This is a genomic window from Mycolicibacterium duvalii (genome assembly GCF_010726645.1).
Taxonomy (GTDB): domain Bacteria; phylum Actinomycetota; class Actinomycetes; order Mycobacteriales; family Mycobacteriaceae; genus Mycobacterium; species Mycobacterium duvalii.
The window spans coordinates 181,013-204,112 of sequence record NZ_AP022563.1 but is presented as its reverse complement, the minus strand read 5'-3'; the positions used below and the strand labels follow the sequence as shown (position 1 = coordinate 204,112).

Sequence of the window (23,100 nt, the reverse complement as noted above, 5' to 3'; positions counted from 1 at the left end):
CGGACGTATTCGAATGTAGCGCGACAGGCTCAGGTCGGTGAGCCGCTCAGGCCGAGCGGGCCGTGTCGATCTCCGGATGGCGGGCCAGGTAGTCGCGCAGCGCCTGCCGGCCCCGGTGGATGCGGCTGCGCACCGTCCCCAGCTTCACGCCCAGCGTGGCGCCGATCTCCTCGTAGGACAGGCCCTCGATGTCGCACAACACCACTGCGGCGCGGAACTCGGGTGCCAGTGAGTCCAGGGCGGCCTGAAGATCGGGCGCCAACCGGGAGTCGTGGTAGATCTGCTCGGGGTTGGGCTCGTCGGCCGGGACCCGCTCGTAGTCCTCCGGCAACGCCTCCATGCGGATGCGGGCCCGCCGACGGACCATGTCGAGGAACAGGTTGGTGGTGATGCGGTGCAGCCAGCCCTCGAAGGTGCCCGGCTGGTAGTTCTGCACCGAGCGGAACACCCGGATGAACGTCTCCTGGGTGAGATCCTCGGCGTCGTGCTGGTTGCCGGACAACCGGTAGGCCAGGCGGTACACGCGGTCGGCGTGCTGCCGGACCAGCTCGTCCCAGCTGGGCATCGAGGCCTTGTCGCCGGTGGCGTCGAACACCGCCGTACCGGTGGGCTCGTCGCTCGGCTCGACCCAGTCACCGTCGGTGTACTGCTCGAGGTGCGCCATGGTCACGGGCGCGGCGATGGTGCCGGCCTGCACGGGCTGTGTGGTGATCGCTGGTTCCTCCGCATCGAGTGGGGTGGTGGCGGACGCCGTCAGACCCGGCACGTCCCCGGGTGTCGACCGCACGTCATCGACAACACGGACGTCCGCGACGTTGTTCCCGCGCCGTCCGGGTTCCCGGGCCGTGCCGTCTGTCATGCGAACACCGTCTCCTGTCGTCGTGTGGCAGGCATATGAGCTAACTGAACATTTCCTGAGAACCCGGCGTACCCCACATTCGACCAGCGGAAACGGCGTCGAATCCGGCCGCTGACAGCGGGCGTGTCGCAACCCGGCCACGACAGCCAGCCTCTACGCTGCGGGCATGCCCGACACCGACCAGCCCGGAGCCGCGCGGCCGACTCCGGCCGAGGCGATCGTCGCCCACGCGGAGAACTCGATCTCCGAGGACGCGATCGTCGCGGCGGCCCGGGAACGCGCCGTCGACATCGGCGCCGGGGCGGTGACCCCCGCGGTGGGCGCACTGCTGTGCGTGCTGGCGAAACTGACGGGCGCGCGCGCTGTGGTCGAGGTCGGCACCGGCGCGGGTGTCAGCGGCTTGTGGCTGTTGTCGGGCATGCGCGAGGACGGCGTGCTCACCACCATCGATGTGGAGCCCGAGCACCAGCGCATCGCCAAACAGGCCTACACCGAGGCCGGGGCCGGGCCGGGCCGGACGCGGCTGATCAGCGGCCGCGCCCAAGAGGTGCTGACGCGACTGGCCGACGAATCCTACGACCTGGTGTTCATCGACGGTGACCCGATCGACCAACCACAGTTCGTCGTCGAGGGGGTCCGACTGCTGCGCCCCGGTGGCGCGATCGTGGTGCACCGCGCAGCGTTGGGCGGCCGCGCGGGCGACGCGTCGGCCAAGGACGACGAGGTCGCCGCCGTCCGCGAGGGCGCCCGCCTGATCGCCGAGGACGAACGGCTCACACCGGTGTTGATCCCGCTGGGTGACGGCCTGCTCGTCGCCGCCCGCGACTGACCCCTTCTTCGCCGCGGAACAGCATTCCTGGTCGCTGCGCGGCACTTTTCACGACCCGGAATGCTGTTCCGCCGCGAAGCCTTGACCGCCAATTGAACGCACGTTTAACATATTGAACATGCGTTCAGTAGGCGATCTGACGACGGCCGCGCGCATCCGCGACGCAGCGCTGGAACTGTTCGGGCGCGACGGCTTCGACGTCGGCGTACGGGCGATCGCTGCGGCCGCCGGGGTGAGCCCCGGCTTGGTCAACCATCATTTCGGCTCCAAGGAGGGCCTACGCAGGGCCTGCGACGATCACATCGCCCAGACCGTCCTCGCCAGCAAGACCGAGTCGATCCAATCCTCCGATCCCGCAACGTGGTTCGCCCAGATCGCCGAGATCGAGGAGTACGCGCCGATGATGGCCTACCTGGTGCGCACCCTCCGAGAGGGCGGCGAACTGGCAAGGACGTTGTGGCGCACCATGATCACCAACACCGAGGTCTACATCGAGGCGGGCGTGCGAGCGGGCACCGTCAAACCGAGTCCGGACCCGAAGGCCAGAGCCCGATTCCTGGCCATGGCCGGAGGCGGCGCCTTTCTGCTGTACCTGCAGATGCACGACAACCCGACCGACCTACGGGCGGTCCTGCGCGACTACAGCGAAGACATGGTGCTCCCCGCGCTCGAGATCTACACCAACGGCCTGATGACCGACTCCACCATGTACGACGCGTTCGCGACTCGGCGGGCGCAGGGACTTTCGCTGACATCGGCAGAAGGAGAGCACGATGACTGACACTCCAGCGGTCGAGATCCACGGACTGGCCAAGTCGTTCGGCCGCACCCGGGCCCTCGACGGCCTCGATCTGGCTGTCGCGCGCGGACAGGTGCGTGGATTCCTCGGGCCCAACGGTGCCGGCAAGTCCACCACGATCCGGGTGCTGCTGGGCCTGCTGCGCGCAGACGCCGGCACGGTACGACTGCTCGACGGTGACCCGTGGCGTGAAGCCGTGCGCTTGCACCGCCGGATCGCGTATGTCCCGGGTGATGTCACGCTGTGGCCGAATCTCACGGGCATGCAGGCCATCGACTTCCTCGCCCGGCTCCGTGGGCAGGACACAGTCGACACCGCCCGGCGCGACGAGCTGATCGAACGCTTTGAACTCGACCCGCACAAGAAATCACGCACCTACTCGAAAGGCAACCGGCAGAAGGTCGCGATCATCGCTGCGTTCAGCACCCGAAGCGAGCTCTACATCCTCGACGAACCCACCTCCGGTCTGGACCCGCTGATGGAACAGGCGTTCGCGCAGTGTGTCCGCGAAGCCGTCGGACAGGGCGCGGCGGTGCTGCTATCCAGCCATATCCTCGCCGAAGTCGAAAAGCTTTGCGACGCCGTCACGATCATCCGCGCCGGCCGCACCGTGCGGTCCGGCAGCCTGGCCGAGATGCGGCACCTGATGCGCACCACGGTCTCGGCACGCACCCGGGCTCCGGCCGACCTGCGCGCTGCCCCGTATGTCGAGGACCTGCACACCGAGCGGGACCGGGTGCGGTTCTCGGTGGACCGCGACGACCTGGATCGCGCCATGACCGACCTGACCCGCTGTGGGATCGAGGATCTGACGGTCACTCCGGCATCGCTGGAGGACATGTTCCTGCACGAGTATCACGGCGCGGGGGAAAAGGAATTCAACGGAGCCGGCCGATGAGTGCCACCACGCGGACCGCACCGGAGACGCACGCGCGCCACGCTGCCACGCCGGCCGGTTCTCCCTGGACCGGTACCCGGCAGCTGTTCGGCTTCGCACTGAGACGCGACAGGCTGCGGCTGACGGTGTGGCTGGCCGTGCTGACGGCACTGGTGGGTTACACCCCGGGGGCTCTCGAGCTGGCGTATCCCGAAGAGGAGCAGCGGTGGGCGCGCGTCGAACTGCTCAAGACGCCTGCAGGCACACTGATGAGCGGACCCGTTTTCGGCGTGAACGAGACCGCGCTCGGGACGATGCTCGCCAACGAGCTGATGCTGACGCTCATCGTGGCCGCGTCGATTCTGGCCGTTCTCACCGTGATCCGGCATACCCGTGCGGCAGAGGAGGACGGGTCCGCAGAGTTGGTGCTCGCGTCGGTGGTGGGCCGGCACGCCCGCACCACCGCGGCCCTGACCCTTGCGGGAGCAGTCAACACGACCCTGGCCGTGACGATGACCGCGGCGCTGGCGGCCACCGGGCTGGACGTGATGAACAGCGCGGCCATGTGCGTCGGCGTCGCCGCGGTCGCCATGGTGTTCGCGGCGGTGGCCGCGGTCACCGCCCAGCTGTGGCGCACGGCACGCGCCGCAACCGGCGCAGCGCTGGCCGTCCTCGCCCTGGCCGTCCTGGTCCGTGGACTCGGCGACGTCATCGACCACTCCGGCAGCACGCTGAGCTGGTTCTCCCCCATCGCGTGGGCCCAGCAGATGCGAGCCTTCGTCGACGTGCGCTGGTGGCCGCTGGTGGCGCTGATCGCGCTCGCCGTCGGACTCGTCATCGTCGCGGGCAACCTCGAACAACGTCGCCAGTACGACGACGGCACCATCGCTTCCACCGGCGACCGGCCCCACGCGCGCCCGGTCGGTGGAGTCTTCGGCCTGCATCTGGTGCTCCAGCGTGGACAGATGGTCGGTTGGTCGGTCGGCTTGTTCGGTGCGGGGCTGGCCTTCGGGTCGATGACGCAGTCACTTCTGGACGCGGCCGTCGACAATGAGCTGATCGCCCGGATGCTCAACGCCGAGGGCACTGATGGCGTCCACACGGCAATGTCGCAGTTCCTGGCCGCGGCGGCCAGCGCCTACGCGGTGGCGACGGTGTTGCGGGTCTACGCAGACGAACGCTGCGGTCTCGGTGAAGCCGTTCTGGCCCGGCCGGTTTCGCGCTGGCGCTGGTTGTCCACGGCGGTCGCTGCGTCGGTGCTCGGCTCGACGGTCCTGATGGCCTGCGCCGGGCTCGGCAACGGACTGGGTGCCGGGCTGACCGTCGGTGCGGCCGATACCGTGCTGCGGCTGACCGGGGCCGGGCTGGCATTCGTGCCGGCGCTGGCGGTGCTGGCCGGGGTCGCCGCGGTCGCGGTGGCGCTCCGCCAGCCGTGGATCGGTTGGCTGGCCGTCACTTTCGTAGTCACGTCACTGTATCTGGCTGCGCTGCTGCGTCTTCCGCAGTGGCTGGTCGATCTCTCACCGGTCGGCCGGATCACTGCGCCCCAGCAGCTGTCGGCCGGCACGCTGATGGTGATGGCAGCGCTGGCGGTCGCGCTGACGGCGCTGGCCGGGTTCGTCTACCGGCACCGCGACGCCGCCTGACGGACGCCGAATCGGGTATCCGGACCACATGCAGACGTTCCTGCCGTATCCGGGCTTCACGACCTCCGCGCAGGTGCTCGACACCCGCCGGCTCGGTAACAGCGGGTCGAGACGATCCAGGTGCTGCGCGCCTTGACGGTCCCCGGATACGGGTGGTGGCGCCACCCGGCTGCGGCCATGTGGGCCGGCTACGAGGAAGCTCTGGTCAGGTACGGTCTGCAGATCTGCCAGGTGTGGTGTGCGCAGGGCCGCGCAGACACCTGCGCGGCCACCCTGGGCACCGACCTGGCCGCCGGCACCGGTCTCAGCGTGGTCCGCACCGAGGACGACCTCGCCGCGGCCGGTGAGCTGCCGCCCTGGCTGGGCGATACCGCGTTTCACCGCTCCCACCAGGCGGCGTTGCTCCGCAAGGACCCGGACCATTACCGGCCGCTGTTCCCCGGCGTGGCCGACGACCTGCCCTACGTGTGGCCGCCCTCGGACCGTGCCCGTCGGGTGCCGGCGGACTGAGTCGGACTCCGACGGTCAGACCCAGACGCCCTTACCGACCGCCACCACACCGCCGGCGCTGATCGAGAACCGCTCGCGGTCCTTGTCCAGGTCGACCCCGACCATCTCGCCGGGGCCCACCACGACGTTCTTGTCCAGGATCGCGTGCCGCACCACCGCACCGCGCCCGATCCGCACGCCCGGCATGATCACGCTGCCCTCGACGATCGCGCCGTCATCGATGGACACGTTCGACGACAGCACCGAGTTGCGCACCGACGCCGCCGAGATGATGCTGCCGGCGCCGACGACCGACTCCTGGGCCGAGCCGCCGTTGACGAACTTCGCCGGAGCCAGGTTCTCCGACCCACCGCGGATCGGCCAGCGCTTGTTGTACAGGTTGAAGATCGGGTGCACCGACACCAGATCCATGTGGGCGTCGTAGAACGCATCGAGGGTCCCGACGTCGCGCCAGTACCCGTGATCGCGCTCCGTGGCGCCGGGCACCTCGTTGTTGCTGAAGTCGTAGACCGCGGCCATGCCGTCGGAGACCAGCCGCGGGATGATGTCGCCACCCATGTCGTGGTCGGAGTCGTCGTCCTCGGCGTCGGCGCGGATCGCGTCGATGAGCACCTTGGTGGTGAAGATGTAGTTGCCCATGGACACGAACGTCTGATCGGGATCGTCGGGGGTGCCCGGCGGGTCCGCGGGCTTCTCGATGAACGACCGGATCCGGCCGGAGTCGTCGGCGTCGATGCAGCCGAACGCGCTGGCTTCGGCGCGTGGCACCCGGATGCCGGCCACCGTGGCACCCGCGCCGCTCTCGATGTGCTGCGCGACCATCTGCTCGGGGTCCATCCGGTAGACGTGGTCGGCACCGAAGATCACGATGTAGTCCGGATCCTCGTCGTAGATCAGGTTCATCGACTGGTAGATGGCGTCGGCCGATCCGGTGTACCAGCGGGGACCGAGCCGCTGCTGCGCGGGGACCGGCGTGATGTACTCACCGGCAAGCCCCGAGAGCCGCCAGTTCTGCGAAATGTGCCGGTCCAGCGAATGCGATTTGTACTGCGTGAGAACACAGATCCGCAGAAAACGGGCGTTGACCAGATTCGACAGCACGAAGTCGATCAGCCGATAGGCACCTCCGAAAGGCACCGCAGGCTTGGCGCGGTCGGCCGTCAGCGGGTACAACCGCTTGCCCTCTCCTCCGGCGAGGACGATGCCAAGCACGTGTGGCGCTTCCCTCATGCTGCCAACCTATCCGCACGCCGGGATGGCGGCCAACCATTCATGCCAATAACGCGCGCGTCGGGCGGGGTCAGCGGCGTCTGTCCGTCAAGACAATTCACGATGTTGCGCCAGCCCCTGGGGAAGTTGGATACGGTCAGCAGCATGCGGGTGGCGATGATGACACGAGAGTATCCACCCGAGGTGTACGGCGGCGCGGGAGTGCACGTCACCGAGCTCGTCGCCCAGCTGCGCCGGTTGTGCGATGTCGACGTCCACTGCATGGGCGCCCCGCGCGCCGGGGTGACGGTAGCGGCACCCGACCCCGCTCTGCGGGGCGCCAACCCGGCGCTGGCCACGTTGTCGGCGGACCTGACCATGGTCAACGCGGCCTCGGCGGCCACCGTGGTCCATTCCCACACCTGGTACACCGGGATGGCCGGGCATCTGGCCGGACTGCTGTACGACGTGCCCCATGTGCTCACCGCGCACTCCCTGGAACCGATGCGGCCGTGGAAGGCCGAGCAGCTCGGCGGCGGCTACCGCATCTCGTCGTGGGTGGAGAAGACCGCCGTCGAAGCGGCCGCCGCCGTCATCGCGGTCAGCTCCGGGATGCGGACCGACGTGCTGACCACCTACCCGGCGCTGGACCCCGACCGCGTGCACGTGGTGCGCAACGGCATCGACACCGAGACCTGGCGGCCGGTCCCGCCCGACCCCGAGGCGTCGGTGCTGCGCACCCTCGGCGTCGACCCGGATCGCCCCATCGTCGCGTTCGTCGGCCGCATCACCCGCCAGAAAGGCGTCGCCCACTTGGTGGCCGCCGCCCACCACTTCGCCCCCGACGTCCAGCTGGTGCTGTGCGCGGGCGCGCCGGACACACCCGAGATCGCCGAGGAGGTGGCCTCGGCGGTGCAGCGGCTGTCTGCGGCCCGCTCCGGCGTGTTCTGGGTGCGGGAGATGCTGCCGATCCACCAGATCTGCGAGATCCTCTCCGCGGCAACGGTATTCGTGTGTCCATCGGTGTATGAACCGTTGGGCATCGTCAATCTGGAGGCGATGGCGTGCGCGACGGCCGTGGTCGCCTCCGATGTCGGCGGCATCCCCGAGGTGGTCGACGACGAACGCACCGGGCTGCTGGTGCACTACGCCGCCGATAACCCGACGGAATTCGAACGGGAGCTGGCGCTGGCGGTCAACGCCCTGGTCGGCGATCCGGACCGGGCCCGGCGCTACGGTGCGGCCGGGCGGCAACGGTGCATCGACGAATTCTCCTGGGCGCACATCGCCGAGGAGACCCTGCAGGTCTACCGCCAGGTCGCGCTGTAGCCGCCGCGAAGCTAGCTGGTGACGCCCCGGAGTTCGTCCCCGAGAGCGGCCGCCTCTTCAGGGGTGAGTTCGACGACGAGCCGGCCACCGCCCTCCAGTGGTACCCGCATCACGATGCCGCGCCCCTCCTTGGTCGCTTCCAGTGGACCGTCTCCGGTCCGGGGCTTCATCGCCGCCATCGAGTGCTCCCTCCACAGTGGACGTGCCCGTCAGGGCCCAGTGTGTCCCGCGAGCGTCGCGCTGCCCTGCGAATTCCGACAGCGCCCGGCTCTGAACTGCTACAGACTCTCTATTGTTCCCTATCCCGGGCAGGTCGTGTGCAAAGACCCGGCGATATCGGTCAGTCTCTGCCGCGGGGCACCCAGCAGTTGGCGACATGGTCGTCGACCATCCCGGTGGCCTGCATCAACGCATACGCCGTCGTGGGCCCCACGAACCGGAACCCGCGGCGCTTGAGGTCCTTGGCCATCGCCGTCGACTCGGGCGTCACCGCCGCCACCCGCGACAGGTCGGCCGGGCGGGGCCGGGTGGCGGCATCCGCGGGCGCGAACGACCACAGCCATTCGCCGAGGTCGACGCCCTGCTCGGCGAGGTCGACGGTGGCACGGGCGTTCGCCACGGTGGCCTCGATCTTGGCGCGGTTGCGGACGATTCCGGGGTCGGCCAGCAACCGTTCGACGTCGCGGTCGGTGTAGCGCGCAACCCGCTCGACGTCGAAGCCGTCGAACGCCGCACGGAAGTTCTCCCGCTTACGCAGGATGATCAACCACGACAGCCCGCTCTGGAACGCCTCCAGGCTGATCCGCTCGAACAGCGCCGGCGAATCCCGCAGCGGTCGGCCCCATTCGTTGTCGTGGTAGTCGCGGTAGAGCACGAAATCCGCTGGCGAGAGCCGGGATTGGTCGATCCATCCGCATCGGACGCGGCGATCCTCAGCGGCGCCGGTCACGCGTCGTCCCGGTGCGGCGCGCCGGGGTGAGCCTCGACGCGCAGATCGCCGGACTCCTCGGCGTCGCGCAGGTGCGCCAATTGGGCGCGCAGCGAGTCGATCTCCCGGCCCAGGCGTTCGAGTACCCAGTCGACTTCGCCGGCCTTGTAGCCCCGCAACGTCTGGGTGAACTTGAGCGCAGCGACGTCGGCGCCGGTCACGTCGGCGACCGGGAGCACCGTGGCGGTGGTGCCACGCGGCAACGGCGGCAGCGCCTCGCCACGACCGAACAGCAGGCTGCCGACGGCGAACAGCACGATGCCGACGAGCACCAGCACGACGAGGTAGAGCAGGACGAGCGTCACACCTCGATAGTGCCTGACCGAGCGGTCAGCGAGGACGCAGGCTCGCCATCGGCGGGCGATCGGCCAGCGAGACCGTCGATGTGCGCGGCGTGTAGTCCTCGCCGTCGGCGAAGAACTGGGTCAGCCCCACGCCGGAGTCCGGGATGCCACAGCGCTGTAAGAGCGTGGCGATCACCTGGCGGCTCATCGACGCGAGCTCGGTCAGCGGCCGGTTGCGATGGGTGCGCACGCCGAGGTTGACCTGGGCGATGGCGTCGAGGCCGAGGCGATCGTAGGTGTCGACGAGCAGGCCGATCTCCACCCCGTAGCCGGGCGCGAACGGCACCGACGTCAGCAGCTCTCGAGTGCCGGCGTACTCCCCGCCCAACGGTTGGTACAGGCACATCAGCTCCGGCCGCAGCGCGGCCAGCAACGGCCGGGCCACCAGCTCGGTGACGCGGCCCCCGCCGTTGGCGTCCTCGCCGCCGCTGACTTTCAGGGGCCGGCGGTAGAACCCCTTGACCAGGTGCACGCCGTCGGTGGTCAGCAGCGGACCCAGCAGCTTGGGCACGAACATCGGATCCGGGTCGAGCAGGTCGGAGTCGACGAAGGCGATGATGTCGCCGGTGGTGGCGGCCAGTGAGCGCCACAGCACCTCGCCCTTCCCGGGCTGGGGCGCCACCTCCGGCAGCGCGACCTCACGGCTGACCACCCGCGCGCCCGCGGCGACGGCCCGGATCTCGGTGTCGTCGGTCGACCCGGAGTCCAGCACGATCAGCTCGTCGACCAGTCCACCCAGCAGCGGCATGATGGTCTCGACGACGCCGGCGACGGTCTCTTCCTCGTTGAGCGCCGGCAGCACCACCGACACCGTGCGGCCCCGCTTGGCGGCTTCCAGTTCGGCGACGGTCCAGTGCGGCCGGCTCCAGCTGTGATCGCCGAGCCAGCGATGCTCGGCCACCTCATCCAATTGCAGGTCGTTGACGCGATCAGACAACACGGTCATGCGAGTCCCCTCACCGTACGTTTCGGCGGACGGGCGCCTTTGATCGACGCAACCATCTCCAATACCCGACGTGTGGGCCCGACCTCATGCACGCGGAACATCGCCGCACCGTCAGCGGCCGCCAGCGCGGTCGCGGCCAGGGTGCCCTCGAGGCGTTCGGTCAGACCCACACCCAGAGTCTCCCCGACGAAATCCTTGTTACTCAGCGCCATCAGGACGGGCCATCCAGTGTTTACAAGCTCTTTCACATGACGCAACAAAGTAAGACCGTGGTAAGTGTTCTTGCCGAAGTCGTGCGTCGGATCGATCAGGATGCGGTCGGCTGAGACTCCCAGCGTCACCGCGCGCCGCGCCGCGGCGGTCACCTCGGCGATGACGTCGTCGACCACGCCGCGCTCCGTGATCCCGTAGTTGACCCGGAACGGGCGGGTGCGCGGCACCGCACCGCCGGTGTGCGAACACACCAGGCCGGCGTCGAACTCGGCGGCCACCTCGGCCAACTGAGGGTCGGCACCACTCCAGGTGTCGTTGATCAGGTCTGCGCCGGCCGCGCAGGCCTGCTTGGCGACCTCGGCCCGCCAGGTGTCCACCGAGATCAGCTGGTCCGGGAACGTCGCCCGGAGCCACTCGATGAACGGCACCACCCGCGCGATCTCCTCGGCGGCGTCGACCACCGCGCCGGGACCGGCCTTCACCCCGCCGACGTCGACGACGTCGGCCCCGTCCTCGATGACGCGATGCGCCGCCTCCTTGGCGGCCTCGTCGGCGAACGTGGCGCCACGGTCATAGAACGAATCCGGTGTCCGGTTGACGATCGCCATGATCAGCGCGCGATCGCCGGCCACCGGCCGCCCCAGAAACGTCGAGTCCACTCCTTCAGGCTACGTTTCCGCGCTTTCGGCGTGTTTGTCGTCGCCCGGCGACGACAAACACGCCGAAATCACGCGCTACTTGGGTTTCTTACCGGCGGTGACTTCCTGCAGGTACTCCTCGTAGAACTCCACGTAGCCTTCCTGCTTGCCCGACAGTACGTAGATCGGATCCTCGATCTTGACGTCGTCGTCGTCGCCCTCGCCGCTGGACCCGCCGTACCCTTCTTTGCGCAGGTCGACCTTCTGGCTCTTGAACGTCGAGGTGTGGGCCAGCTCGTCGACGACACGGACGAACAGCGGCATCGCATAGGACGGCAGCCGGTCGTAAACGGTGTCGGCCAGCGCCTTGCCGTCGAACTCCTGGCCGTCCTTGAGCTGGATGGCCACCATGCCGGCCTTGCCGCCGGCATCGGGGACCTCGACGCCGTAGACCGTGCATTCCTCGACCTGGTCGGCGGTGGACACCGCGGCCTCCACCTCGGTGGTCGCCACGTTCTCACCTTTCCAGCGGAAGGTGTCGCCGAGCCGGTCGGTGAACGCGGCGTGCCCGAAACCTTGATCGCGCATCAGGTCGCCGGTGTTGAACCAGACGTCGCCGTCCTTGAAGGCATCACGCACCAGCTTCTTCTCCGACTCCTTGTCGTCGGTGTAGCCGTCGAAGGGCTGGAAGCTGCTGACCTTGGACAGCAGCAGACCGGGCTCGCCGTTCTTGACCTTGCGCACACGACCGTCCTTGTCGCGCACCGGGTCCCCGGACTCGTCGTATTCGACGAACGCCACCGGGGTCGGGCAGATGCCCGTGGTCTTGTCGAGGTTGAAGAAGTTGACGAACGCGGTGTTGCTCTCGCTGGCCGAGTAGAACTCGCAGACCCGGTCGATGCCGAACCGTTCCGTGAAGTCGTCCCAGATGGCCGGCCGCAGACCGTTGCCGCAGATCACCCGGACCTTGTGCTGGCGGTCGGTCGGCTTCTCGGGCTGGTTGAGCAGGTACGCGCAGACCTCGCCGATGTAGACGAACGCCGTCGCGTCGTAGCGGATCACGTCGTCCCAGAACTTCGACGCCGAGAACGACTTGCCGATCGCCAGTGCGGCGCCGGAGTTCAGCACCGACGACAGCGCCACCGTCAACGCGTTGTTGTGGTACAGCGGCAGGCAGCAGTACAGCGTGTCGTTGCTGTTGAGCCGCATGCCGAGGCCGCCGAAGCCGGCCAGCGCCCGCAGCCAGCGGTAGTGCGTCATCACGCTGGCCTTCGGCATCCCGGTCGTGCCGGAGGTGAAGATGTAGAACGCCTTGTCCTTGGCCAGCACCGCCGACGTGGTGTCGGGGTTGGTGGCCGGGGCGGTCTCGGCGAGCTTCTTGACCTCGTCGAGCGTGATCAGGCCCGCGGTGTCGGCCCCGGACTCGGTGATGGGCTCCACGAATTCGGTCTCGGCGACGACGGCGGTCGCCGACAGCAGGCCGAGGCTGTGCTTGAGCACCTCGTCGCGCTGGTTGTAATTGAGCATTCCCGAGATCGCGCCGCACTTGACCGCCGCGAGCATCAGCAGGATCGGCTCGGGCGAGTTGCGCATCATGATCCCGACGACGTCGCCGTGGCCCACGCCTTTGGCGGCGAGTACCGCGGCGTAGCGGTTCACCTTCTCGTTGGCGTCAGCGTAGGTGATCTCGGAGTCCTCGAACTTGAGGAACACGTTGCCGCCGTATTGGTCGGCGCGATCCTGGAACACCTTCCCGATCGAGGTCTTCGCCGACGGGCGGGCACCGAAGCCTGTGACGACTCCACGGATCATCGTGGGTGCGTCCTTCAGCAGACCCGGCACCTGCTTGGCGATATCGATCAGCCCGACACTGTGTCGGGTCCCCGACCTTTCCGTCATAGTTGCCGCTCTTCCTCCGCTGTTGATGTGTGGGACGCCGGCCCGGGCGCGCAGGCGGCCAGAGCGGCTTCGACAGTGTCGACGACGGTGAGCATGCCCATCGCGTCGGCACTGACGTAGCCGGTTCCGACCAGCCCGCGCAACCAGGCCAGTAGACCGTCATAGTGCCCAACAGTGTCGAGCATCACGATCGGTTTGTTGTGCATACCCAAATACGACGCTGTCCAGGCTTCGAAGAATTCTTCGAGCGTGCCGATGCCTCCGGGCAGGGCCAGAAACGCGTCCGCGCGCTCCTCCATCACCTGTTTGCGCTCCCGCATGGTGTCGGTGACGACGAGTTCGTCGGCGTCGGTGTCGGCGACCTCACGATGGATCAACGCCTTGGGAATGACGCCGACGGTGTAGCCGCCGCGCGAACGGGCCGCCCCGGCCACCGCGCCCATCGCCGAGACGTTGCCGCCGCCGGAGACCAGGGTCCAGCCGCGCTGCGCGATTGCCTCGCCCACCCGGTTGGCCAGCTCGATCAACTCGGGATGGGTCGGGCCGGAGGCGCAGTAGACACACACCGCCCATTCGCGGTCGGGATCTCGGGACACGGGCTCAAACCTAGCCATAGACTCCGGCGGTGCCTGTGCCTCTGCCGGTCCGCTGGGTGACCGCACCCGGCGAACCCGCGCTCGCACAGGTCGGCACCGCGCTGCGGGCGGGCACCGGCGCCGCGCTGATCGGCCCGGTCGGGGTCGGCAAGACCACGTTGGCCGAGCACGTGGTGGAGCGGGTCGCCCCGGATTTCGGCCGGGTGGACTGGGTGCGCGCGACCGTGACCCGCGCGCCGGTTCCGTTCGCGGCGTTCGCGCATCTGTTCGCCGTGCCCGAGTCGGGTTCGACGGCGGCCGTGTTGCGCGCCGCTCGGGAGCGTCTCGGCGACGCCCGCCTGCTGGTGGTCGACGACGCGCACCTGCTCGATCCGCTGTCGGCCGCGCTGGTCTACCAGCTGGCCGTGGGCCGGTCGGTGACGCCGGTGCTGACCGTGTCCACCGACAGCGCGCACCACACACCCACGCTGCCCGCCGAGATCGCCGCACTGTGGCAGGACGGCTTGGTCGCCCGGGTCGACCTGCATCCCGCGGGCCAGGAGGACGGCCGGCTGCGGGCGCAGGTCGACGAGTTCGTCGCCGGTCTCGCGCCCGACGTCCGCCGGGTGCTGGAATTCCTCGCGGTCTGCGATCCGCTGCCGCTCGAGCAGGCCGCGCTGTTGACCAGCGCCCACGCTGTCGACGCCGCGCTGGGAGCGCACGCCGTCACGCTCTCCGAGGACGGGCTGCGCCCGGCGCAGCCGTTGTTCGCCGACGCGGCGCGCGACCGGCTCGGCGGCCCGGAGTTGCGCCGGCTGCGTACCGCCGTGGTCGAGCACCTACCCGCCGACGGAGTGGTGGCCCGCCTGCAGCGCGCCGTGCTGGCCCTCGACAGCGATTGGGCGCCCCCGGCGGCGGACGTGCGCTCCGCCGCGCAGGAGGCGCTGCGACTGGGGGCGCTCGAGCTCTGCGAACGGCTGGGGCGCGCGGCATTGCAGCTCGAGCCGAACCTGAGCGCCCGGCTGGCGGTCGGCTACGCCCTGGCATGGCAGGGGCGGGGACGCGAGGCCGACGAGGTGCTGGCCGACATCGATCCGGACCGGCTGTCCGAACCGGAGTTGCTGGCGTGGGCACTGCCGACCGCGGCCAACCGGTTCTGGATGCTGTCGGCGCCCGAGCATGCCACGGCATTCCTGCACAGCACCCGGGCGAAACTGACCACGCCCGCGGCCCGCACGACGCTCGACGCGCTGTCGGCGACGTTCGCGATGAACTCCGGAAACCTCGCGCGCGCAACGGAGCTGGCGACCGCGGTTCTGGCCTCACCGGACGCCGACGAGACCGCGGTCGGGTGGGCGGCATCCGCGGCGGCGCTGACGTCGGCGCGCAGCGGCGCGTTCGATGCCGTCGACGCGCTGGCCGAGCAGGCGCTGGCCGCCGGGCAGCCCGGGCTGCTGCGGTTCACCAGTGGTTACGGTCAGACCACCGCGTTGGTGATGACCGGTGAGCCGCACCGCGCGCTGGCGTTGGCGCAACGGCTCACCGAGTACGCCCAGCGCCGGCAGCCGGGCCGCGCGATCGGCGAGGTGTTGCAGGCCGATGCGCTGATCGCGCTGGGTGAACCCGCCGCCGCGGTGACGTTGCTGCGGGAGTCCGCGGCCACGCTGGCGCCGACGGGCTATTCCTGGGGCCCGTTGGCGTGGATGTTGTTGAGCCAGGCGCTGGGTCGCCTCGGCCAGGCCGTCGAGGCCGGGAAGGCGTTGACACGCGCGGAATCCCGGCACGGACTCAAGTCGATGCTGTTCGCCCCCGAGCTGGCGGTGGCGCGGGCGTGGACGAACTCCGCGCGCCGGGACTCGTTCGGCGCCGTGGCAGCGGCCCGGGACGCGGTCAAGGCGGCGCAGCGGGGAGGGCAGACCGCCGTGGCGTTGCGTGCGCTGCGGACCGCCGTCGAGCTCGGGGACCGGCGCGCGCTCGACTCGCTGCTGCGGGTCTGCGACGAGGTGGACTGCGCGTTCGGCCGGGACACGGTGGCGCTGGCGCGCGGCCGAACCTGAGCTCAGGTCTCCGTTAGCGCCTGATCGGCGAGGCACAGCACCCGGTCGACCCCGATGGCATCGAGGAAGGTGTCGTCATGACTGACCACGATGAACGCTCCCCGGTAGGCGCGTAACGCATCTTCGAGCTGCGCCACGCCGGCGAGGTCGAGGTTGTTGGTCGGTTCGTCGAGCAACAGCAGCTGCGGTGCGGGTTCGGCGGACAACACACAGGCCAGGGTGGCCCGCAGACGTTCCCCGCCCGAGAGCGCCCGCACCGGCAGGTCGACGGCGTCACCACGGAACAGGTACTGCGCCAGCAGATGTCGACGACGCGTCAGCGACAGGCTCGGTGCGAAGGCGGCGAGGTTGGCCGCCACCGTCTTCTCGTCGTCGAGCAGATCGAGCCGTTGCGAGACGTAGGCGACCCGACCCTCGGCCACATACACACCGCCCCGCTGCGGACTGACCTCACCGCGCAACACTCGCAGCAGTGTCGTCTTGCCGGCGCCGTTGGAGCCCGTCAGCGCAATACGTTCCGGACCGCGCACGGTCAGGTTGACCCCGGCGAGGATCCGGCGCGTCCCGATGACCACGTCGACGTCGGCGACCGAGAGCACCGTTCGTCGTGCCGCTACGTCGGTGTCGGGCAGATCGAGGACCAGCGCATCGGTGTCGCGCAGCGCCTGCTCGGCGTCGGCGAGCCGGGCGCGGGCGTCCTCGACGCGCCGCGCGTGCACCTCGTCGGTGCGGCCGGCGGTCTCCTGTGCCCGTCGCTTCCGGGCGCCGGCAACGATTTTCGGCAGTCCCGCGTCGGGGAGTCTCCGCGCGGCCGTGCCGGCGCGCCGGTCGGCGCGCTCGCGGGCCTGTTGGCGCTGCCGGGCCTGGCGTTTGAGGTGTTGCTCGGCGCTGCGGACCGCGTCGGCGGCGGCCTCGGCGGCTGCGGTCACCGCGGCCCGATAGGTGGTGAAATCGCCACCGTAGAGGGTGATTCCGCCGCGATGCAGCTCGGCGATCTGATCCATCCGGTCCAGCAACAGCCGGTCGTGGCTGACCACGAGCAGGCACCCGGGGTAGTCGTCGACCGCGCGGTACAGCCGCCGCCGGGCGGCGGCGTCGAGGTTGTTGGTGGGCTCGTCGAGCAGCAGCACCTGCGGGCGGCGCAGTAGTTCCCGGGCCAGCCCGAGGAATACCAGTTCACCGCCGGAGAGCGTGCCCACCGGACGGTCGAGCGTGACATGACCGAGGCCGAGCCGGCCCAATGTGGCACGGCTGCGTTCCTCGATGTCCCAGTCGTCGCCGATGGCGGCGAAGATCTGCTCGGAGGCGTCTCCGGCAGCCAGCGCGTCGAGCGCGCCCCGCACCCCGGCCACGCCGAGCAGCTCGGCCACGCTGCGGCCGGTCAGCTGCGGCAACGTTTGCGGCAGATAGCCCAGCGTGCCGTCGACGACCACCGAGCCGGTGGTGGGTTCGATCTCACCGGCGACGACACGCAGCAACGTGCTCTTGCCGGCTCCGTTGGGCGCCACCAGACCGGTGCGCCCGGGGCCGAGGGTGACAGACAGCCCGCCGAACACGTCGGTGCCGTCGGGCCAGGAGACCCCGAGGTCGGTGCAGACCAGGGAAGGAGAAGACATCAGGGGACGCTTTCTGCGTGCGGGCACGGCCCGCGGAGGAATCAGTGCAGCGTGCCGGGCTCAGCCGGTGACGTCGTCTCCCCACATGCGTTCCAGGGTATGCGGGTGGTCAAGCGGATAAATAGCGGCGCAGCATCGTCGTGACGGCGGTGATCTGGGCGACCTCGACGCGTTCGTCGACGCGGTGGGCCAGGTTCGGGTCGCCGGGACCGTAGTTGACCGCGGGAACACCCAACGCGGCGAACCGTGAGACGTCGGTCCAGCCGTACTTGGCGCGCACCTGTCCGTCGGCGGCCTCGACCAGCGCCGCGGCTGCGGGCCGGGTGAGACCGGGCAGCGCCCCCGCCGCTGAGTCGGTGAGCTCGACGGTGATGTCGAGCCCGTCGAAGACCTCGCAGACGTGGGCATAGGCCTGCTCGATGCTGCGGTCCGGCGCGAAGCGGAAGTTCACCGTGACCGAGGCCGCATCGGGGATCACGTTGCCGGCGATGCCCCCGTCGATGCGCACCGCCGACAGGCCTTCCCGGTAGACGCAGCCGTCGATGTCGACGCTGCGCGCGTGGTAGGCCCGCAGCCGCGCGAGCACCTCCCCCAGCTTGTGAATGGCGTTGTCGCCCAGCCACGACCGCGCCGAATGCGCGCGGGTACCGGTCGTGGAGATCCGCACCCGCAGAGTGCCCTGGCAGCCGGCTTCGATGAAGCCGCCCGACGGCTCCCCCAGGATCGCGACGTCGGCATGCAGCCACTCCGGCAGCTCACGCTCGATGCGGCCCAGACCGTTGGCGGAGGCCTCGATCTCCTCGCAGTCGTAGAGCACCAGCGTGATGTCGTGGGCCGGTTCGGCCACCGTCGCGGCCAGGTGCAGGAACACCGCGTCGCCGGATTTCATGTCCGAGGTGCCGCAGCCGTGCAGGATGCCGTCCTCGAGCCGGCTGGGCAGGTTGTCGGCGGCCGGCACGGTGTCGGTGTGCCCGGCCAGCAGCACCCGGGACGGTCTGCCGTAGTCGGTGCGGGCCAGCACCGCGTCCCCGGCGCGGACGATCTCGTACCCGACCGTCTGCTCACGCAGCGCGGCTTCGATCTCGTCGGCGATGCGCTTCTCGTGCCGTGATTCGCTGGGGATGTCGACCAGCGCGGCGGTCAGCGCCACCGGGTCACCGTGTAGGTCAAGCGCCACACCGCTGACGTTAGTCTTGACGCCGTGACTTCTGCATCAGGCATCGGGTTGGCGACGATCACGGCGGACGGGACAGTGCTCGACACCTGGTTCCCGGCGCCCGAACTCGGTGGTGACGGCGAGCCCGGCACGGTGCGGCTGTCGGTGGCCGAGATCCCCGACGAGCTGGCCGCACTGACCGGCCCGGACGACGACCGCGGCGTCGAGACCGTGGCCGTGCGCACCGTCATCCCGTCGCTGGACGACAAGGCCGCCGACGCCTACGACGGCTACCTGCGCCTGCACCTGCTGTCGCACCGGTTGGTCGCCCCGCACGGCCTCAACGCCGACGGATTGTTCGGCGTGCTGACCAACGTGGTGTGGACCAACTTCGGCCCCTGTGCGGTGGAGGGCTTCGAGACGGTGCGGGCGCGGCTGCGCCGGCGCGGACAGGTCGCGGTGTACGGCGTCGACAAGTTCCCGCGCATGGTCGACTATGTGCTGCCCGCCGGCGTGCGCATCGCCGACGCCGACCGGGTGCGACTGGGCGCCCACCTGGCCGCCGGCACCACGGTGATGCACGAGGGATTCGTGAACTTCAACGCGGGCACCCTGGGCAGCTCCATGGTCGAAGGCCGCATCTCGGCGGGGGTCGTGGTCGACGACGGCTCCGACATCGGCGGCGGAGCGTCGATCATGGGCACGCTGTCCGGCGGCGGCAAAGAGGTGATCTCGGTCGGCAAGCGCTGCCTGCTGGGCGCCAACGCCGGCCTGGGCATCTCGCTGGGCGACGACTGCGTCGTGGAAGCCGGCCTCTACGTGACCGCGGGCACCAAGGTGCAGACCGCCGACGGGCATACCGCCCGGGCGCGCGAGCTCTCCGGGGCGAGCAATCTGCTGTTCCGCCGCAATTCGCTGTCCGGTGCCGTCGAGGTGGTCAAGCGCGACGGCACGGGGATCACGCTCAACGAGGCCCTGCACGCCAACTGACTGCCGGCGCTCAGCCCGCGGCGTTGGGCAGCAGCGGCGGGCATCCGGCGGGCATCAACTCGTAGTGCCAGATCTCGTTGGCATAGATCTGACACAGACCGAACCGCGGCCCGTTGGCGAGCATCCACTGACTTGCGGCCACCGGGCCGATGTCGACGGCCTGACCGGTGACATGCTTGGACACCTCGGGGGTGGCCACCAGCTCGGCGGCTTTCTCGACGCTGCCGTAGGTGCGCACGGCGTCGTCGAAGAGTCGCTGCTGAAAGCCCACCGAGCGCCACCCGGAGGTGACCCTGACCTCGACGCCGTCGGCCGCGGCGGCTCGCGCGGCGTCCTGGACCGCAGAGAGCAACGCCGGATCCAGTTGCGCGAGGATGGGATTGGCGACATCTTCGAACGGCGAGAGCATCCCGCCGTCGGGCAGATGCCCGCCGGTGGTGTCGACCGCGGCCGGCCCGATGGCCAGCGGGTCGACGGGACTCACGGGCGGTGCGGGTGGTGGCGGCGGCAAGGTGATGCTGGTCTGCATCAACGCCACCGGGGGTGACTGCCCGCACGCCGCGAGCACGCCGACGGTGACCGCTGCGCCGGCCGCGCGCAGTGTGCGGCGCCGGGCGGCCGTCACCCTTCTGCCGCCAGGATGCAGAACTCGTTGCCTTCGGGATCGGCGAGGACCACCCAGGTCTGGTCGCCCTGACCGATGTCCACGCGGCGCGCGCCGAGTGCGAGCACCCGGTCCACTTCGGCGTTCTGGTCATCCGGGGTGAAGTCGCAGTGCAGCCGGTTCTTGATCACCTTCTCCTCGGGAACCGCCAGAAACACCCAGTCGGGTCCCGCCCCGTCCGGAGCGCGCAGGGCGACGTCGGCGTCGTCGGTGTCCTCGGCCTCCCAGCCCAGGACCCGCGACCACCAGGACGCCTGCGCGTGCGGGTCATGCGCGTCGATGCAGAGCTCGGTGAACCTCAAACCCATTGCACCAGCTCCTTCTTGAGCACCTTGCCCATCGCGTTGCGCGGCAGACTGTCCACCACCCGCACCGTTCGGGGACGCTTGTGCACGGAAAGCTGCTGGGCCACATAGTCGGCGAGTTCGTCCGGTGCGGCGTCGCCGACGACGAACGCGACGATCTTCTGCCCCAGATCGTCGTCGGGCGCACCGATCACGGCGGCCTCGGCGACCCCGGGATGTCCCAGCAGCACCGTCTCGATCTCCCCTGCCCCGACCCGGAAGCCGCCCGTTTTGATCAGGTCGACCGACTCCCGCCCGACGATGCGGTGCATGCCGCCGTCGTCGATCACGGCGACGTCGCCGGTGCGGTACCACCCGTCGGCGGCGAGCACCTCCGCGGTCGCGTCGGGCCGGTTCAGGTAGCCGTCGAAGAGCGTCGGGCTCTGCACGTGCAGCCGCCCGATGGTCTCGCCGTCGTGGGCGATCTCCTCGCCGGACTCGTCGACCAGCCGCGTTCGCACGCCGGTCAGCGGCAACCCGACCCAGCCTGCACGGCGTTCACCCGCGGCCAGCGTGCTCAGGGTGATCAGGGATTCGGTACTGCCGTACCGTTCCACCGGCTGGTGGCCGCTGAGCCGGGCCAGCCCGTCGAACACCGGCACCGGCAGCGGCGCACTCCCCGACACCAGCAGCCGGGCCGCCGAGAGCGCCCGGGCGGCGTCGCCGTCGTCGACGATGCGCGACCACACCGTCGGAACCCCGAACAGCAGCGTCCCCCCCTGCTCGGCGACAGCCTCGGCATAGGCCGCCGGCTTGGGCTTGCCGGTGTGGATGAACCGGTTGCCGATGCGCAACGACCCCAGCAGCCCGAGGACCAGACCGTGCACGTGATAGAGCGGCAGCCCGTGCACCAACGTGTCGTCCGCAGTCCACTCCCACGCCTGGGCGAGCATGTCGATGTCGGCGGCGATGGCGCGACGGCTGACGACCACCCCTTTGGGCGGGCCGGTGGTGCCCGACGTGTAGATGATCAGCGCCGGCGCGTCGGCCGGCGGTTCGGCGTAGCGGTGCCAGGAGCGGGCATGCAGTCGCACCGGGATGTGTCCCAGGCCCTCGCTGTCGTCGGGCTGCTCGCCGAGCCAGGCCTGGGCGCCGGAGTCGGTGAGAATGTGGCGGCGCTCGGCCGCGCCGACGTCGGCCGGGACCGGGACCGCCGGCACCCCGGCGATCAGGCACCCGGCCAGCGCCAGCACCGTCGACGCGGTGGGCCAGGCGAGCACCGCGACCCGCGCCGCCCCGGCGACCCGCTCGGCCACCGAGGTCGCGGCTCCGACGAGATCGCTGCGGCTCAGCGACACCCCGTCGATGCGTATCGCGTCGTCGAGGTCGGCACCGGCGGCCACCGCCGCGGGATTCAAGGAAGCCAGCAGCACGTCCCGAGGCTACCCCGTCGGCCTCGGCATACTGAGGGGCGTGGAGTCGATCCGGGCCGTGCGTTCGCGCGAGGTGTACCGCAACAACTGGATGAGGTTGCGTGAAGACGACATCCGCCGTCCCGACGGCAGCCCCGGCATCTACGCGGTGGTCGACAAGCCGGCCTACGCGCTGGTGATCGCCCGGGACACCGGTGCCGCCGGTGACCGTTTCCACCTGGTCGAACAGTTCCGGTACCCGCTGGGCCTGCGGCGCTGGGAGTTCCCGCAGGGCACCGCCCCCGACCGTCCCGACCTCGCTGCAGCCGAGCTGGCCGCCCGCGAACTGCGGGAGGAGACCGGCTTGGCGGCGGAATCTCTGACCGAACTCGGCACCCTCGACGTCGCACCCGGGATGAGCAGCCAGCGCGGCCGGGTGTTCCTGGCCACCGGTCTGCACGAGGGCCCGCACGAGCGCGAGCACGAGGAGCAGGACATGACAAGCGCCTGGTTCGGCCGCGGCGAGGTGGAGCAGATGATCCGCGACGGCGTGATCACCGATGCCCAGTCGCTGGCGGCGTGGACGTTGTTGCTGCTGCATGAACGTTGAGCACCGGTGCCGAAAACGGTGTCACGTCGACGGACTGATGCCAAGCCGTGACGCAACCGTGCCAGAACCGGCTGTGTCGGTGGGGCACTTTGACGGATGAGCCAATTAGGTTGCTAACTGCCAACACTGGACAACCCTGTGAGGAACCATGTCTGCCCCTCGGGCGCGCAGCGCGCTAGCATCCGCGACAGTCGTTGCGGCGCTGTGCGTTTGCGGTGGGGCGACCGCGCAGGCCGCACCGCAGGGATGGAACGGCCGTTACACGGTGGTGACCTACGCGTCCGAGAAGATCGGCACGAGTATCGCGTCGCGCCAGCCGGAACCGGACTTCAGCGCGCAGTACACCTTCTCCACGTCGTGTGCCAGCATCTGCACGGCCACCGCGTCCGATGGCCCCGCACCCACCAATCCGACGATCCCGCAGCCCACCCGCTACACGTGGGACGGCAAGCAATGGGTGTTCAACTACAACTGGCAGTGGGAGTGCTTCCGCGGCGACGACGTGCCGCCTGAGTTCGCCGCGGCCCGCTCGTTGGTCTTCTACGCGCCGGCTCCGGACGGATCGTTGTTCGGCACCTGGCGCACCGAGATTCTCGACGGGGTGTGCAAAGGCACCGTGATCATGCCGGTGGCGGCGTACCCGGCCTGAT

General features: G+C 69.8%; 23 protein-coding genes and 1 pseudogene. 10 read left to right on the top strand and 14 right to left on the bottom strand.

From position 1 onward, the window contains the following. Positions 1–46: 46 nt before the first annotated feature. Positions 47–859 carry an RNA polymerase sigma factor SigE gene (sigE, locus tag G6N31_RS01055; protein WP_098003878.1) on the bottom strand — a complete coding sequence of 271 codons (813 nt, stop codon included), beginning with the start codon at positions 857–859 and terminating at the stop codon, positions 47–49. A gap of 166 nt (positions 860–1,025) precedes the next feature. Here sigE and G6N31_RS01050 point away from each other — a divergent pair, with 166 nt between their 5' ends. The 5 genes and pseudogenes from G6N31_RS01050 (at position 1,026) to G6N31_RS01030 (ending at position 5,520) form a co-directional block, all read left to right on the top strand. Continuing rightward, complete coding sequence (locus G6N31_RS01050) at positions 1,026–1,688, top strand: O-methyltransferase (RefSeq protein WP_098003879.1); 663 nt, start codon at positions 1,026–1,028, stop codon at positions 1,686–1,688. A 118-nt stretch (positions 1,689–1,806) separates the two neighbouring features. Next, positions 1,807–2,469 (top strand): TetR/AcrR family transcriptional regulator, encoded by a 663-nt coding sequence (locus tag G6N31_RS01045; RefSeq protein ID WP_098003880.1) that lies wholly within the window; start codon positions 1,807–1,809, stop codon positions 2,467–2,469. Further along, complete coding sequence (locus G6N31_RS01040; RefSeq protein ID WP_098003881.1) at positions 2,462–3,385, top strand: ABC transporter ATP-binding protein; 924 nt, start codon at positions 2,462–2,464, stop codon at positions 3,383–3,385. Before G6N31_RS01045 ends, G6N31_RS01040 begins: the two co-directional genes overlap by 8 nt. Further along, positions 3,382–5,010 (top strand): ABC transporter permease, encoded by a 1,629-nt coding sequence (locus G6N31_RS01035; RefSeq protein ID WP_179964249.1) that lies wholly within the window; start codon positions 3,382–3,384, stop codon positions 5,008–5,010. Before G6N31_RS01040 ends, G6N31_RS01035 begins: the two co-directional genes overlap by 4 nt. A 28-nt stretch (positions 5,011–5,038) precedes the next feature. Then, positions 5,039–5,520 (top strand): annotated as a pseudogene (locus G6N31_RS01030) (MSMEG_6728 family protein). 15 nt (positions 5,521–5,535) lie between these two features. Here the strand turns inward: G6N31_RS01030 and glgC are convergent. Then, positions 5,536–6,750, bottom strand: a complete 1,215-nt coding sequence (gene glgC, locus G6N31_RS01025) for a glucose-1-phosphate adenylyltransferase (protein WP_098003882.1) — start codon at positions 6,748–6,750, stop codon at positions 5,536–5,538. A 144-nt stretch (positions 6,751–6,894) separates the two neighbouring features. On the opposite strand from glgC, the gene glgA reads away from it, so the two are divergent. Then, positions 6,895–8,058: a glycogen synthase gene (gene glgA, locus G6N31_RS01020; RefSeq protein WP_098003966.1), complete on the top strand. Its 1,164-nt coding sequence runs from the start codon at positions 6,895–6,897 to the stop codon at positions 8,056–8,058. 11 nt (positions 8,059–8,069) lie between these two features. Here glgA and G6N31_RS01015 read toward each other — a convergent pair whose 3' ends face one another. The 7 genes from G6N31_RS01015 to log all read right to left on the bottom strand — a co-directional run bounded on the left by G6N31_RS01015 (position 8,070) and on the right by log (position 13,682). Next, positions 8,070–8,237 carry a DUF3117 domain-containing protein gene (locus G6N31_RS01015; RefSeq protein ID WP_098003883.1) on the bottom strand — a complete coding sequence of 56 codons (168 nt, stop codon included), beginning with the start codon at positions 8,235–8,237 and terminating at the stop codon, positions 8,070–8,072. Between the two features lie 161 nt (positions 8,238–8,398). After that, on the bottom strand, positions 8,399–9,007 hold the full coding sequence (locus G6N31_RS01010) for a DNA-3-methyladenine glycosylase I (RefSeq protein ID WP_098003884.1): 609 nt from the start codon (positions 9,005–9,007) through the stop codon (positions 8,399–8,401). After that, positions 9,004–9,351 (bottom strand): DivIVA domain-containing protein, encoded by a 348-nt coding sequence (locus tag G6N31_RS01005; protein ID WP_098003885.1) that lies wholly within the window; start codon positions 9,349–9,351, stop codon positions 9,004–9,006. The genes G6N31_RS01010 and G6N31_RS01005 overlap by 4 nt, the downstream gene beginning before the upstream one ends. A gap of 25 nt (positions 9,352–9,376) precedes the next feature. Then, positions 9,377–10,336 carry a glucosyl-3-phosphoglycerate synthase gene (locus G6N31_RS01000; RefSeq protein WP_098003886.1) on the bottom strand — a complete coding sequence of 320 codons (960 nt, stop codon included), beginning with the start codon at positions 10,334–10,336 and terminating at the stop codon, positions 9,377–9,379. Beyond that, entirely contained in the window at positions 10,333–11,208 is an 876-nt protein-coding gene (gene folP / locus G6N31_RS00995; protein ID WP_098003887.1) for a dihydropteroate synthase, read from the bottom strand. The genes G6N31_RS01000 and folP overlap by 4 nt, the downstream gene beginning before the upstream one ends. 75 nt (positions 11,209–11,283) lie before the next feature. Further along, positions 11,284–13,086: a long-chain-acyl-CoA synthetase FadD6 gene (gene fadD6 / locus G6N31_RS00990; protein WP_098003888.1), complete on the bottom strand. Its 1,803-nt coding sequence runs from the start codon at positions 13,084–13,086 to the stop codon at positions 11,284–11,286. Further along, the gene (gene log / locus G6N31_RS00985; RefSeq protein ID WP_234815336.1) at positions 13,083–13,682 is read right to left on the bottom strand and encodes a cytokinin riboside 5'-monophosphate phosphoribohydrolase; all 600 of its coding nucleotides are present in this window, start codon (positions 13,680–13,682) and stop codon (positions 13,083–13,085) included. Before log ends, fadD6 begins: the two co-directional genes overlap by 4 nt. A 29-nt stretch (positions 13,683–13,711) precedes the next feature. Here log and G6N31_RS00980 point away from each other — a divergent pair, with 29 nt between their 5' ends. Beyond that, positions 13,712–15,718 carry an ATP-binding protein gene (locus G6N31_RS00980; protein ID WP_234815337.1) on the top strand — a complete coding sequence of 669 codons (2,007 nt, stop codon included), beginning with the start codon at positions 13,712–13,714 and terminating at the stop codon, positions 15,716–15,718. Between the two features lie 2 nt (positions 15,719–15,720). Here the strand turns inward: G6N31_RS00980 and G6N31_RS00975 are convergent, their stop codons facing one another. Beyond that, positions 15,721–17,334 carry an ABC-F family ATP-binding cassette domain-containing protein gene (locus G6N31_RS00975; RefSeq protein WP_098003890.1) on the bottom strand — a complete coding sequence of 538 codons (1,614 nt, stop codon included), beginning with the start codon at positions 17,332–17,334 and terminating at the stop codon, positions 15,721–15,723. 109 nt (positions 17,335–17,443) lie between these two features. After that, positions 17,444–18,511 carry a succinyl-diaminopimelate desuccinylase gene (gene dapE, locus G6N31_RS00970; RefSeq protein ID WP_098003891.1) on the bottom strand — a complete coding sequence of 356 codons (1,068 nt, stop codon included), beginning with the start codon at positions 18,509–18,511 and terminating at the stop codon, positions 17,444–17,446. 24 nt (positions 18,512–18,535) lie between these two features. On the opposite strand from dapE, the gene dapD reads away from it, so the two are divergent. After that, positions 18,536–19,480 carry a 2,3,4,5-tetrahydropyridine-2,6-dicarboxylate N-succinyltransferase gene (dapD, locus tag G6N31_RS00965; RefSeq protein ID WP_098003892.1) on the top strand — a complete coding sequence of 315 codons (945 nt, stop codon included), beginning with the start codon at positions 18,536–18,538 and terminating at the stop codon, positions 19,478–19,480. A gap of 10 nt (positions 19,481–19,490) precedes the next feature. Here dapD and G6N31_RS00960 read toward each other — a convergent pair whose 3' ends face one another. From G6N31_RS00960 to G6N31_RS00950, 3 genes are all read right to left on the bottom strand, one after another. Next, a complete protein-coding gene (locus tag G6N31_RS00960; protein WP_098003968.1) occupies positions 19,491–20,009 on the bottom strand; it encodes a M15 family metallopeptidase in 519 nt (172 codons plus the stop codon). A 92-nt stretch (positions 20,010–20,101) separates the two neighbouring features. Further along, positions 20,102–20,452, bottom strand: a complete 351-nt coding sequence (locus G6N31_RS00955; protein ID WP_098003893.1) for a VOC family protein — start codon at positions 20,450–20,452, stop codon at positions 20,102–20,104. Beyond that, a complete protein-coding gene (locus tag G6N31_RS00950) occupies positions 20,443–21,861 on the bottom strand; it encodes an acyl-CoA synthetase (protein ID WP_098003894.1) in 1,419 nt (472 codons plus the stop codon). The genes G6N31_RS00955 and G6N31_RS00950 overlap by 10 nt, the downstream gene beginning before the upstream one ends. 40 nt (positions 21,862–21,901) lie before the next feature. On the opposite strand from G6N31_RS00950, the gene G6N31_RS00945 reads away from it, so the two are divergent. Next, positions 21,902–22,450: an NUDIX domain-containing protein gene (locus G6N31_RS00945; RefSeq protein ID WP_234815338.1), complete on the top strand. Its 549-nt coding sequence runs from the start codon at positions 21,902–21,904 to the stop codon at positions 22,448–22,450. Positions 22,451–22,598: 148 nt separating this feature from the next. Continuing rightward, positions 22,599–23,099, top strand: a complete 501-nt coding sequence (locus G6N31_RS00940) for an Rv2253 family sensor-like surface protein (RefSeq protein ID WP_098003895.1) — start codon at positions 22,599–22,601, stop codon at positions 23,097–23,099. The last annotated feature ends 1 nt before the right edge of the window (position 23,100 follow it).